Origin of the sequence: Streptosporangium sp. NPDC023963 (assembly GCF_040639135.1) — a bacterium.
Classification (GTDB): Bacteria; Actinomycetota; Actinomycetes; order Streptosporangiales; family Streptosporangiaceae; genus Streptosporangium.
In genome coordinates, this window is sequence record NZ_JBEZZK010000015.1 from 206,168 (window position 1) to 218,672 (window position 12,505).

At 71.7% G+C, this 12,505-nt stretch carries 9 protein-coding genes; 2 read left to right on the forward strand and 7 right to left on the reverse strand.

Features of this window, described 5'->3' with window-relative positions:
• Positions 1–27: 27 nt before the first annotated feature.
• The 4 genes from AB0F88_RS34230 to gatC form a co-directional block, all read right to left on the reverse strand.
• The gene (locus tag AB0F88_RS34230; RefSeq protein ID WP_362693804.1) at positions 28–597 is read right to left on the reverse strand and encodes a hypothetical protein; all 570 of its coding nucleotides are present in this window, start codon (positions 595–597) and stop codon (positions 28–30) included.
• Positions 594–1,682, reverse strand: a complete 1,089-nt coding sequence (locus tag AB0F88_RS34235; protein WP_362693807.1) for an AAA family ATPase — start codon at positions 1,680–1,682, stop codon at positions 594–596. The genes AB0F88_RS34230 and AB0F88_RS34235 overlap by 4 nt, the downstream gene beginning before the upstream one ends.
• A 61-nt stretch (positions 1,683–1,743) precedes the next feature.
• Positions 1,744–3,234 (reverse strand): Asp-tRNA(Asn)/Glu-tRNA(Gln) amidotransferase subunit GatA, encoded by a 1,491-nt coding sequence (gene gatA / locus AB0F88_RS34240; protein ID WP_362693810.1) that lies wholly within the window; start codon positions 3,232–3,234, stop codon positions 1,744–1,746.
• A complete protein-coding gene (gatC, locus tag AB0F88_RS34245) occupies positions 3,231–3,530 on the reverse strand; it encodes an Asp-tRNA(Asn)/Glu-tRNA(Gln) amidotransferase subunit GatC (protein WP_329085297.1) in 300 nt (99 codons plus the stop codon). Before gatC ends, gatA begins: the two co-directional genes overlap by 4 nt.
• Before the next feature lie 328 nt (positions 3,531–3,858).
• On the opposite strand from gatC, the gene AB0F88_RS34250 reads away from it, so the two are divergent.
• Positions 3,859–5,274, forward strand: coding sequence for a DUF234 domain-containing protein (locus AB0F88_RS34250; RefSeq protein WP_362693813.1), 1,416 nt, complete (start codon positions 3,859–3,861; stop codon positions 5,272–5,274).
• A 130-nt stretch (positions 5,275–5,404) separates the two neighbouring features.
• Here AB0F88_RS34250 and AB0F88_RS34255 read toward each other — a convergent pair whose 3' ends face one another.
• The 3 genes from AB0F88_RS34255 to AB0F88_RS34265 all read right to left on the reverse strand — a co-directional run bounded on the left by AB0F88_RS34255 (position 5,405) and on the right by AB0F88_RS34265 (position 10,962).
• Positions 5,405–7,486 carry an EAL domain-containing protein gene (locus AB0F88_RS34255; protein ID WP_362693816.1) on the reverse strand — a complete coding sequence of 694 codons (2,082 nt, stop codon included), beginning with the start codon at positions 7,484–7,486 and terminating at the stop codon, positions 5,405–5,407.
• Positions 7,487–7,625: 139 nt separating this feature from the next.
• On the reverse strand, positions 7,626–9,806 hold the full coding sequence (ligA, locus tag AB0F88_RS34260) for an NAD-dependent DNA ligase LigA (RefSeq protein WP_362693819.1): 2,181 nt from the start codon (positions 9,804–9,806) through the stop codon (positions 7,626–7,628).
• 151 nt (positions 9,807–9,957) lie between these two features.
• A complete protein-coding gene (locus AB0F88_RS34265; RefSeq protein ID WP_362693822.1) occupies positions 9,958–10,962 on the reverse strand; it encodes a methionine synthase in 1,005 nt (334 codons plus the stop codon).
• Between the two features lie 279 nt (positions 10,963–11,241).
• Here AB0F88_RS34265 and AB0F88_RS34270 point away from each other — a divergent pair, with 279 nt between their 5' ends.
• Positions 11,242–12,474 (forward strand): S8 family serine peptidase, encoded by a 1,233-nt coding sequence (locus AB0F88_RS34270; RefSeq protein WP_362693825.1) that lies wholly within the window; start codon positions 11,242–11,244, stop codon positions 12,472–12,474.
• Positions 12,475–12,505: the final 31 nt, after the last annotated feature.

The following is a 12,505-nucleotide window of genomic DNA, read 5'->3' on the forward strand; positions in this document are numbered from 1 at the left end:
TCACCACTTCCTGCTCCATAGAAAACGTCATAGATAACCGAGTCCCTTCAACGCGTTCCTCGTCTCGGCCACCCAGTTCGCGTAGGCGGGCACCTGGGCCAGAACGGCGAGATCGATGTTGCGTCCTATGTACTCGAAGTAGTCGCGGGCCGGCTTGCCGCGCCGGGGGACGGTCGTGGCCAGCACCCCTGCGGGGTCGGAGATCCGCTCGACGTCGCGGGGCCGCGCGGGCAGCCTGCTGAGGTCGCTGCCCTCCAGTTTCGCCCACGCGGCGGGGTCGGCGAGCAGCCAGCCCTCCGTCTCTCCCAGCCCGATCACCGGCACCAGGTAGTGCGAGTGGTAGCGGACGCCGTCCCTGCGGCGGCGCTCCCGCTCGTCGTCGTGCGTGAAGAGCAGGTGGCAGTCGGCCGCGAGCTCCTGCAGCGCGGTGACCATGTGCTCCCGGTCGCAGGAGACGACCTCCGTCGCCTCGACGTCGACGGCGTACGGCGACATCCAGGTGAGCTCGCGCAGCTGCCTGGAGATCACGATGCCGAGGAAGCCCTCGTCGGCCTCCCCCTCCGCGATGAGTCCCGGAACCAGCGGGCGGCTGCTCATGCCGCCGCGCCCAGGTATTTGCGGACCTGCCGGGGCGAGACGAACGTGCCCGGCTCGCCGTCCGGCTGGATCGGCTTGGCCACGGTCACCCGCGACACCCGGTCGTTGTCGGGGTCGACGCGGACCGCGGTGTCGAGGAACGTCAGCGCGTCCGGCTCGGTCCGGTAGACCTCCGCGACGACGATCGGGGACTGGCTGGTGAGGATCAGCTGCCGCAGCGGCTCGGGACCCCCCGGCGCGGTGATCCGGCGGCGCACCCGCCGGAGCAGCTCGCCGAGACGGGCCGGATGGACGCCGTTCTCGATCTCCTCCACCAGCAGCGTGCCCGGATGGTCGGGGTCGTGCAGGGCGGCGAGCAGGCCGAGGATCCGCAGGGTGCCGTCGGACAGCAGCGCCGCCGGGACCGTCCCCTGGCCGTCGAGGAGCAGGTCGAAGGAGCACTCGCCGCGCTCGACGCGCGGCACCAGCCCGACGACGTCGGGGACCACCCCCGCGAGGTCGGCCGCGAGGTCGGCCAGCGCCTCCGTACCGGCCATCCGCCCGAGCACCGCGGCCAGGTTCGAGCCGTCGGCCACGAGCGGCCCCCGGTTCGCCGAGGGACAGCGGCGGCGCATCGCCGCCGGCGACGGCGAGTAGCGGCGCCACGACTGGACCGTACGGCGGGGCGTGCCCTCCGGGTCGGGGTCCTCGACCATGAGCTCCAGCAGTTCCTCGGGGATCCGCTGGGCGACATGGCTGACGACGGCACCGCTGGATCTGGGGATCTTCAGCACCATCTCCGCGCCCACGTCGAACCTGATCGGCACCACGGAGCCGGGCTCCGGGGTGACGAGCGCCTCCACCGAGACGACGAACCCCGGCACCGCCGAGCCGTGGGCGACCCGGTGGAACTGCTCGCCCGGCAGCCCGCGGGCCGCCCCGAGCAGCCCGCCGGAACCTTCGATCTCGGCCGCCACGAACCCCACGGCGTCGAAGAGGTTCGACTTGCCGCTCGCGTTGGGGCCGACCAGCGCGAGGAAGGGCGGCACATCGAGATCGAAGCTCAAGAAGGACTTGAACCCGTCGATCTCGATCCGAGTGATCATGCCGCCGTACTCCCTGTCACCTGTCGCCCCCTCGCCCTCGCCCCACGATCCCGGAAAAGCCCTACAGCTCCGGGGCTCTGGACAGCAGAGCGCCGCCCCACCGGCTCTCGAGGGCCTTCTCGACCGCGGCGCCGACCCGGTAGCAGCGGTCGTCGCCGAGCACCGGGGCCATGATCTGCAGACCGACCGGCAGGCCGTCCTCGTCGGCCAGGCCGCACGGCACGGAGATGGCCGCGTTGCCCGCCAGGTTGCTCGGGATGGTGCACAGGTCGGCCAGGTACATCGCCATGGGGTCGTCGGCGCGCTCGCCGATCGGGAACGCCGTGGTGGGCGTCGTCGGCGAGATGAGCACGTCCACCTGCTGGAAGGCGGCCTCGAAGTCGCGCGCGATGAGCGTGCGGACCTTCTGCGCCTGCCCGTAGTAGGCGTCGTAGTAACCGCTGGACAGCGCGTACGTGCCCAGGATGATGCGGCGCTTGACCTCGGGGCCAAAGCCCTGCGCCCGGGTCAGCGCCATGACCTCCTCGGCGCTGCGGGTGCCGTCGTCGCCGACGCGCAGGCCGTAGCGCATGGCGTCGAAGCGGGCCAGGTTGGAGGAGCACTCCGAGGGGGCGATGAGGTAGTACGCCGGGAGGGCGGTGGTGAACGACGGGCAGGAGACCTCGAAGACCTTCGCGCCCAGCGACTCCAGCAGCTCCACGGTCTCGTGGAAGCGCGCGAGCACGCCCGCCTGGTAGCCGTCGCCGCCGAACTCCTTGACCACGCCGATGCGCAGCCCCGCCACGTCGCCGTTGCGGGCCGCCTCGACGACCGAGGGCACCGGGGCGTCGACGGAGGTGGAGTCCATGACGTCGTGCCCGGAGAACGCCTCGTGCAGCAGCGCCGCGTCGAGCACGTTGCGGGCGAAGGGCCCGGGGGTGTCGAGCGAGCTGGCGAAGGCGATCAGGCCGTAGCGGGACGAGCCGCCGTAGGTCGGCTTCATGCCCACGATGCCGGTGACCGCGGCGGGCTGGCGGATCGAGCCGCCGGTGTCGGTGCCGGTGGACAGCGGGGCCTCGTACGCGGCGACCGCGGCCGAGGAGCCGCCGGAGGAGCCGCCGGGGATGCGCGACAGGTCCCACGGGTTGTGGGTGGGGCCGTACGCCGAGTTCTCGGTGGAGGAGCCCATCGCGAACTCGTCGAGGTTGGTCTTGCCGAGGATCACCAGCCCGGACTCGCGCAGGCGGCGGGTCACGGTCGCGTCGTACGGCGGCTTCCACCCTTCGAGGATCTTCGATCCGGCCGTGGTCGGCATGTCCCTGGTGGTGAAGACGTCCTTGTGCGCGATCGGCACCCCGGCCAGCGGGCCGAGCTCCTCGCCGGCGGCCCTGCGGGCGTCGACGGCGCGCGCCTGCTCCAGGGTCGTCTCGGCGTCGACGTGCAGGAAGGCGTTGACCTTGGGCTCGACGGCGGCCATCCGGTCGAGATGGGCCTGGGCGACCTCGACGGCGGAGACCTCGCCGCTCGCGATCAGCGCGCCCAGGTCCGCGGCGGACTTGCGGATGAGGCTCATGCTTCCTCCCCGAGGATGCGCGGGACGCGGAAGCGGCCGTCCTCGACCGCGGGGGCGCCCGACAGCGCCTCCTCCGGCGTCAGACTGGGCCGTACCTCGTCGGGGCGGTAGACGTTGGTGAGCGGGAGCGCGTGCGAGGACGGCGGGATGTCGTCGGCCGCCACCTCGGCGACGCGGGCGACCGCACCGATGATCACATCGAGCTGGGCGGCGAAGTGGTCGAGCTCCTCGTCGGCCAGCGCCAGCCGGGACAGCCGGGCGAGGTGAGCGACCTCGTCGCGGGTTATGGCGGACATGAGTCGTTGAACCCGTTTCGTGGAATGGCAATTGGACACTGTCATCCTATGGCTCGCGACCTGAGGGTCCCGACTCATTAACACTGCCGCAACCAAGCGAAGATCTCTCACTCCCGGCGATCGGATCGCCCCCGGCCCTCCGGACCCGGAGGAAGCGGCTCCGGACCTTCCCGACCCCGGAGCCTGAAGGAGATCGAGGACTTCACTGCGACCGCCGAGCGCATAGGAGCGTACTTCTTAGAAGTACGCTCCTATGTTCACTGGAGATACTATCGCTGGCGATAGTATCTCCAGCAGTAGTATCGCCAGTGGAAGTATTGGGGCGCGCGTGGGCGAGTTCATCGGCAGGGAGCACGAGCTGACGGCCCTCGGTTCCCTGCTCGACCGCGTCCGGGCGGAGGCGACGACCGGACGTCCCGGGCAGTGCGTGCTGATCCGGGGACGCAGGCGAATCGGCAAATCGGCCCTGGCCGAGGAGTTCATCGGCCGCAGCGGCCTGCCATCGCTCTTCTACACCTCGGCGCGGGCGGACGCCCGGAGCGAGCTCCACCAGTTCACGGCCGATGTCGCGATGTCGGACCTGCCGGGCCGGGACGCGTTCTCCGAGGCGGCGCCCGGCACCTGGAACGGCGCGCTGCAGCTGCTGGCGGACGCGCTTCCCGATGACAGCCCGTCCATCGTCGTGATCGACGAGGTCCCCTATCTCATGGACCGCGTCGACGCCTTCGAGGGACTGCTCCAGCGCGCCTGGGACCGGTTCCTCAGCCGCAAGCCCGTTCTGCTGATCCTCATCGGATCCGACCTGTCCATGATGGAGGCGCTGAACAGCTACGAGCGACCCTTCCACCAGCGCGGTACCGAAATGATCGTCGGACCGCTCAACCCTCATGAGATCCAGCGGATGCTCCGCCTCACGGCCGCCGACGCGTTCGACGCGGCCCTCGTCACCGGCGGGCTCCCGCTCGTCTGCGGGGAGTGGTCTCGCGGGGCGTCACTCTGGGAATACCTGCACGCCGCGCTGACGAACCCGGTCTCGGCCCTCCTGGTGTCCGCCGAACGCTCCCTCGCGGCCGAGTTCCCCTCCGGCGCCCAGGCGAGCGAGGTGCTACGGGCCATCGGCAGCGGCGAGCGCACGTTCACCAACATCGCCAGAAGCGCGGGCGGGATCTCGCACAGCACCCTTTCCAGGGCGGCCGAGCTTCTAACCTCCAAAGGGATCGTGACCGGTGAGCTGCCGCTGTCCACCCGCCCCTCCAAGGAACGCCGATACCGCGTGACCGACGCCTACCTGCGTTTCTGGCTCCACTTCATCCGGCCGCACATGCCCGAGATCGAGCGCCGCAGGGGTGACCTGACCATGCGGCGGGTCGCCGCGCAATGGAGCACCTGGCGGGGCCGGGCCGTGGAACCCCTCGTCCGCGAATCGCTGGCCCGGCTGCTCCCCGACGACAGGTTGCCGGCGGCGCCCGCGATCGGCTCCTACTGGACCAGGAGCAACGACGTGGAGATCGACATCGTGGGCGCGGACAGGGGGCCGATCGCCCGGCGGCTGTGCTTCCTGGGGTCGATCAAGTGGCTGGAGAACGCCTCGTTCGACGACCGCGACCTCGCCGCGCTGGCCAGACACAGGGCGGCCCTGACGGACGAGCTGGTCCCGCTCGTCGCGGTATCGCGCGGCGGGGTCTCCTGCTCCGGCCTCACCGCCACGTACGGCCCCGACGATCTCATCCGGGCATGGAACTAGCCGGCGCCGCGATCCATGCCGCCGACAAGGACCGCGACGGTCGCGGGCGGATCAATCCCTCGGCTACCCGCGCGGGCCGTCCGAGGACGTGGACGTCTCCGACGCCGGGCGGCCGGAACCCGGGGCAGGGCTAAGCCCGCTGAGGGTCGAGGATCTCGGTGCGGCGCAGGAAGCCCAGGTCGTGCGTGGCGAGGGCCCGGTGTTTGCGCAACCACACGGTCGCGTCGGCGGCGGACATGGGCTCGGCGAACAGCCAGCCCTGGCCGAGGTCGCAGCCCATGTCGGCCAGGCGTTCGGCCACCTCCGCCGACTCGACGCCCTCGGCGACCGAGCGCAGGCCGAGGGAGCGGACCAGGTCGACGATGGAGCGGACGATCCGCTCGTCGTCCTTGGACTCGCCCATGCGACGGACGAACGAGGAGTCGATCTTGACCTCGGCGACCGGAAGGCGCTGCAGGCGGACCAGCGAGGAGTAGCCGGTGCCGAAGTCGTCCAGCGCGAGCGGCACCCCCAGCGCGGTCAGGGCCCGGACGGCGGCGTCGGTGTAGGCCTGGTCGGTCATCAGGATGCGCTCGGTGACCTCCAGCTGGATCGCCTTGGGCGGCAGCCGGTAGCGCGCCAGCCCCTCTCCCAGCTGGTCGGAGAGGGCGCAGTCGAGAAGGTCGCGGGCCGAGACGTTGACGGAGATCTGCTCGTGCAGGCCGGTGTGCCACCAGTGGGCGGCCTGCTCCAGCGCGGCGTCGATGACGTATCCGGTGAGGTGGCGCATCAGGTACGACTGCTCGGCCATCGGCACGAACTCGCCGGGGGAGATCATTCCCCGCTCCGGGTGGCGCCACCGCAGCAGCGCCTCCACCCCCCGCACCTGCCCTCCGGCCAGGTCGAGCTTGGGCTGGTAGTGCAGCCGCAGCTCGGAGCGGTCGATGGCCCTGCGCAGGTCGCCGAGGAGGTTGATCCGCTCGGGACTGTTCCGGTCCTTGTCGGCGGCGTAGATCTCGACCCCGGTCCTGCCCTCCTTCGCGAGGTACATCGCCACGTCCGAGCGCTGCAGGAGCATCTCGAAGTCGGGCGCGTGGTCGGGGTAGATCGCGATGCCGAACGAGGCGTCCAGGTCGAAGCTCATGCCCTCCAGCCGGACCGGCTCGGTGATCGCCACCCGCAGGCGCGCCGCCACCTCCCTGGCCGCCGCGGCGTCCCGGACCGAGGGCAGCAGGACGGCGAACTCGTCGCCGCCGAGCCTGGCCACCACGTCGCCGGGACGGACGCTGTGGGTGAGCCGGTGCGCGACCAGTTGCAGGAGCCGGTCGCCGACCGGGTGCCCGAGGGTGTCGTTGATCTCCTTGAACCGGTCGAGGTCGAGCAGGAACAGGCCGACCCGCTCACCGTCCCGCGCCTCGGCGAGCGCCTCCTCCGTGCTGAGCACGAGCATCTTGCGGTTGGGCAGCCCGGTCAGCACGTCGTGCATCGCCTGGTGGTCGCGGCGGACCGACATGGTGGCGGTGAAGTAGACCGCCAGCATCGGCGCCAGGAACAGCGGCACCAGGGCCGGCGAGTGGTTCATCACCACCACGACGAGCGGGGCCAGGCCGAGCAGCCCGGCGTAGACGAGGCTCTGGTGGCCGATCGTGGTCTTGATCACCCGGTGGATCGACCTGCGCTCGTGCAGCGCCACCGCGCCGGAGACCAGCAGGGCCCGGACCACGAAGTAGGTGAGCCCGGCCAGCCCGATCGCCAGCAGGTCCGAGCCGTCCGGCACCCAGGAGGCCCCCGTGACGGACCGGTCGCCGAACAGCCCGAGCACCAGCCCGGCCGCGGTGCAGGCCAGCGTCACCTGCGCGATGTTGAACATGACCCGATGGCTCGCCTTGCGGGTGACGGCCCCGTTGACGACCATGGCGACCGCCTGCAGCAGCACGGCGACCGGCAGGCCGTAGTGGAGCAGCGCGGCGAAGGTGAACATGGTCGACGGGTAGGTGCCGCCCACCGTCATCGACGACGACAGGACCACCGGCCGTAGCTCGCCCAGCACGACCAGGGCCGCGAGCATCCAGAACAGCGGGCTGCGGACGAGCTCCGCGGCCTCGGCCACGTCTATGCGCAGCAGGGACACGACGAGGGCGATGAACCCGATCGTGATGACGGCGGCGAGGTAGGCCCACAGGGGCGTTCCCGGTCGCGGTCCGGTGTCGCGAGTGTCGGTTGGGTCGGCCATGAGTAACAAAACCCCCATTAGTTCATTATGGGAGAGTACGGCCTGCGGGCCACTTCGCGAAACCGATTGCGCACGTTCCGTCACGAGCAATTCGCACGTTTTTAAGACACAGCACTGCGAGACACCGGCGGGACGGCCCCTACTCCTCGGGTCTCACCGTCACCTTCGACGCCGCCTCGGGCCCCTCGACCAGCAGAATCCGCAGGCCGTCCTCGTCGAGGATCGGCACGCCGAGCTTGACCGCCTTGTCGAACTTGGAACCGGCGTTCTCCCCCACCACCACGAAGGAGGTCTTCTTCGACACCGACGCCGCGACCTTGCCGCCCCGGCCGGCGAGGGCCTCGCCCGCCTCGTCGCGGGTGAAGTCGGCGAGCGTGCCGGTCACCACGAAGGTCAGGCCGGCCAGGGTCTGCGGGAGCTGGTCGGCCGGGGGATCGTCGACCATCCGGACCCCGGCGGCCGCCCAGCGGTCGACGATCTCCCGATGCCAGTCGACCGTGAACCAGTCGTGGATCGCCGCGGCCACCCTCGGGCCGACGCCCTCGACGGCGGCGAGCTCCTCCTCCGAGGCCTTCGCGATCGCGGGGATCGAGCGGAACTCGTCGGCGATCGCCTGGGCCGTCGGGGGGCCGACGTGCCGGATCGAGAGCGCGACGAGCACCCGCCAGACCGGCTGATCCTTCGCCTTCTCCAGCTGCTCCAGCATCTTCTCGGCGTTCTTGCTCGGCTCGCCGCTCTGGTTGGCGAAGAAGGTGACGACCTTCCGCTCGCCGCTCTCCGGATCGGTCTTCGGCAGGCCGGTGTCGGGGTCGCGGACCACCGACCTGATCGGCAGCAGCTGCTCCATCGTCAGGTCGAACAGGTCCGCCTCGGTGCGGACCGGCGGCTCCTGCGGCGGCAGCGGCTGGGTCAGCGCGGTGGCCGCCACGTAACCCAGCCCCTCGATGTCGAACGCCCTGCGCCCGGCCGCGAAGAAGATGCGCTCGCGGAGCTGGGCGGGGCACGCCCGGGTGTTGGGGCAGCGCAGGTCGGCGTCGCCCTCCTTCTCGTACGCCAGCTCGGTGTCGCACTCCGGGCAGCGCCGCGGCATCACGAACTCGCGCTCGGTGCCGTCGCGCAGGTCGGCGACCGGGCCGACGATCTCGGGGATGACGTCGCCCGCCTTGCGCAGCACCACGGTGTCGCCGATCAGCACGCCCTTGCGCGCCACCTCCGAGGCGTTGTGCAGGGTGGCCCGCTCGACCGTCGAGCCCGCCACGACGATCGGCTCCATGACGCCGTACGGCGTGACCCGGCCGGTGCGGCCCACCGCGACCTGGATGTCGTGGAGCTTGGTGTTGACCTCCTCCGGCGGGTATTTGTAGGCGATCGCCCAGCGCGGGGCCCGGCTGGTGGAGCCCAGGTTGTTCTGCAGCTCGATGCGGTCGACCTTGACCACGACACCGTCGATCTCGTAGGCCGGGTCGTGGCGGTGCTCGCGGTAGAACTCGATGAAGGCGTTGATGCCGTCGAGGTCGTCGACGACCTTGTAGAGATCGCTGACCGGCAGGCCGAACCCCTTCAGCCGCTCGTAGACCTCCGACTGGGCGCGGGGCGCGGTGGCGCCCTCCCACCTGCCGATCCCGTGAACGATCATGTACAGCGGCCGCTGCGCGGTGACGCGCGGGTCCTTCTGCCGCAGGGAGCCCGCGGCGGAGTTGCGCGGGTTGGCGAACGGAGCCTTGCCCGCCTCGACCAGCTGCTCGTTGAGCTTCTCGAACTCCTCGACGGGGATGTAGACCTCGCCCCTGACCTCCACCACGTCGGGCACGTCGTCGCCGGTCAGGCGGTGCGGGATGTTGGCGATCGTGCGGACGTTGGCCGTCACGTCGTCGCCGACGCGGCCGTCGCCCCTGGTCGCTCCCCTGGTCAGGCGGCCCTTCTCGTAGAGCAGCGCGATCGCCAGGCCGTCGATCTTCAGCTCGCACAGGTAGGGCGCGGGGTCGCGCTCGGCCAGCCGCTCGGCCCTCGCCTGCCAGGAGGCGAGGTCGTCGGCGTTGAAGGCGTTGTCGAGGCTCTCCATCCGCTGCAGGTGCTTGACCGGGGTGAACTCGCTGGAGATCGGCGCGCCGATCTTCTGGGTGGGCGAGTCGGGCGTGCGGAGGGTCGGGCTCTCCTCCTCCAGCTCGCGCAGCTCGCGCATCCACCCGTCGTACTGGGCGTCGCTCACGGTGGGCGAGTCGAGCACGTGGTAACGCCAGTTGGCCTCCTCGACCAGCTCGGTCAGCTCCGCGTGCCGCTCCAGCGCCGCCACCGGCACACCCTCGACCTCAGCGCCCATCGCCCGTCTCTCCCATCGTCGTCGCCCAGGACAAACGTATCTTCGAGCACCGACAACGCGATCCCGCCATTGCCCCGAGTTGGACAAGCCCTCGCCGCTCCCGTACGGCACCCGCCGGGCGCGGTCGCGAGCGGCGCGGGAGCCGTGCGGATCACTCGCCGGGGTCGTCCTGCAGCACGCGGGCGGCCTTGCGGCAGGCGGCCAGGGCCGCCCTGGCGTAGGCGGGCGAGGCCCCGGCCAGGCCGCAGGCGGGGGTGAGCACGACCTGCGAGGCCAGGGTCGAGGCGGGGAAGCCGAGGCGGTTCCAGAGCCCGACGGCGGGCTCGGCGACCACGTCGACGTCCGGGAGCCTGGCGTCCACACCCGGCACGACCCCGAGGAACAGGGCGGTACCGGCCTCGACGGCCTCGCCGATCGCGTCCTCGTCGCGCCTCCTCATGAGGTGGGCGTCCAGCGAGACGCCCCCCACGCCCGCCGTGCGCAGCACCCCGAAGGGCACGCCGGGGGCGCAGCAGTGCACGACCGTGAACGTTCCCGCGGGGAGCACCGCCGCGAGCCGGTCGGCGACGATCTGGCGGTCGACGGCGGCGAGCCGCCCGAAGCCCGAGGCGGTCGGCACCGTGCCCATGAGGACGCCGGGCAGCCCCGGCTCGTCGATCTGGACCACGATCTGCGAGGCGCCGGGCACCCTGCGGCGCACGTCGGCGACGTGCGCGGCGAGCCCCTCGGTCAGGGAGTCCACCAGGTCGCGCACCGCGCCCGGATCGGCGAGCGTCTTGTCGCCGTACCGGAGCTCGATCGCCCCCGCCAGCGTCCACGGCCCGCACACCTGGATCTTGAACGGCCCCTCGTACCCCTGGGCCACCTCCTCCAGCCCGTCGAGGTCGCGTACGAGATGGTCGCGGGCGCGCTTGAAGTCGCGGCCCGGCCTGTCGGCGAACCGCCAGCCCGACGGCTGCACCTCGACGGGCAGCTCCAGCAGGAGTGACGCGGTGCGCCCGATCATGTCGGCGCCGACGCCGCGGGAGGGCAGCTCGGGCAGGTACGGCAGCGCGGGCGACTCGCCGAAGGCGACCCTGACCGCCTCCGCGTGGTCCTCCCCCGGATGCGACCCGATGCCGGTCGCGGTCGCCTCGCCCCATGGGTACTGGCTCAAGCCTGCTCCTGGTCTCGCATCGGTTCGCGTCGGTTCGCGTCGGGACGTGGGCGGGACCCGCCGGCGCCCGGCCGGCTCGCCCGCCCACGCAAGCTTATGACCGCCGGGTCGCGCCTCCGGCCGGGAGAATCCCGCCGCGCCGTGACGGCACGCGATCAAGCTGAGTAGGGTGCTGCCCGGTATTCACCCGTTTCTGGAGTCTTCTCGTTCCGGAGGCGTCTCGGCGTGGGGGCCGTTTCGCTCGGGGCCGTTCGTTCTGGGTCGTTCTGGGGGCGTTTCGTGATCGGTCGGATGCTCGTCACGGTGCTGGTGCTGGCGGCGGTCGCGGCACCGCCGGCCGTGGCCGGGGTGGAGGCGCGGGCAGGGACGGGGCCGGGGGCCGCCCCGACGGTGAAGGCGGGCACACCGGGCACACCGGGCACGGCGGGCACGGCCGCCGCGCCGGTCAGGTGCAATCCCGGGCGCGGCACGACCAGCATCGGGGAGTCCTGGGCCCAGCGGCGGCTCAGCCTCCCCGAGGTGTGGGAGCTGACCAAGGGGGCCGGGGTGACCGTCGCGGTCGTCGACAGCGGGGTGGACACCACGCACCCCCAGCTGAGAAGGACCCGGTCGATCGACCTGACCGCCACCGGGGCCCGCGACTGCCTCGGCCACGGTACGGCGGTGGCGGGCATCATCGCGGCGGCCGAGATGAAGGGGGTGCCCTTCACCGGGGTCGCGCCGCAGGCGAAGCTGATCTCCATCAAGCAGACCTCGGACGGCACCGGCGACGTGGGCCGGCTGGCCCTGGCCATCGTGCGGGCCGCCGAGCTGGGCGCCGACGTGATCAACGTGTCGGTCGAGGCGCGTGACCATGCCGACCTGCGCAACGCGGTCACCTACGCCCTCGCCATGGACGCGGTCGTGGTGGCCGCGGCCGGCAACGTGCAGAAGGAGGACGGCACCCCCGGGCCCGCCTACCCGGCCGCCTACGAGGGGGTCCTCTCGGTCGGGGCCGCCGGTCCCGACGGGGCGAGGGCCGACTCCTCCAACGCCGTCACCCCCGTCTCCGTCCTGGCCCCCGGCCGGGGCGTCACGAGCACCTGGGCCGGGCGGGCCTACCGGGAGAACCTGGAGGGCACCAGCTTCGCCGCCCCGTACGTGGCCGGGGTGGTCGCGCTGGTCCGCGCCCGCCACCCGGGGCTGGACAACGTGCGGGTACGGCGGCGCGTCGAGCTGACCGCCAACGGCGGCGCGGGGGCGGGTACCGGGGCGGGAATGGTCAACCCGTTGCTGGCGGTCTCGGCGATCCTGCCGTCCGAGCAGGTGGCGCTCGCGCCGCGCCAGGCGGCCCCGCTGCCGGGGAACGCGGTGCGGCCGCAGCCCCCCGAGGATTCCCGGGCCATCTCGATCTCGCTCTGGGTCGCGCTGGGAGCGCTCGCCGTGGGCGTCCTGGTCACCGTGGCGGGCATCGCCGTCCCGATGGGGCGCCGGAGGGGCTGGCGACCCGGCTCCGCTGAGAACCAAACATGACAAACGTATTAAAAACACGATCTAGTGCGTC

Bases quoted from the DNA above. Each gene is read 5' to 3' on its own strand.
- AB0F88_RS34230 (WP_362693804.1), bottom strand. From the start codon at position 597: ATGAGCAGCCGCCCGCTGGTTCCGGGACTCATCGCGGAGGGGGAGGCC.
- AB0F88_RS34235 (WP_362693807.1), bottom strand. From the start codon at position 1,682: ATGATCACTCGGATCGAGATCGACGGGTTCAAGTCCTTCTTGAGCTTC.
- gatA (WP_362693810.1), bottom strand. From the start codon at position 3,234: ATGAGCCTCATCCGCAAGTCCGCCGCGGACCTGGGCGCGCTGATCGCG.
- gatC (WP_329085297.1), bottom strand. From the start codon at position 3,530: ATGTCCGCCATAACCCGCGACGAGGTCGCTCACCTCGCCCGGCTGTCC.
- AB0F88_RS34255 (WP_362693816.1), bottom strand. From the start codon at position 7,486: ATGGCCGACCCAACCGACACTCGCGACACCGGACCGCGACCGGGAACG.
- ligA (WP_362693819.1), bottom strand. From the start codon at position 9,806: ATGGGCGCTGAGGTCGAGGGTGTGCCGGTGGCGGCGCTGGAGCGGCAC.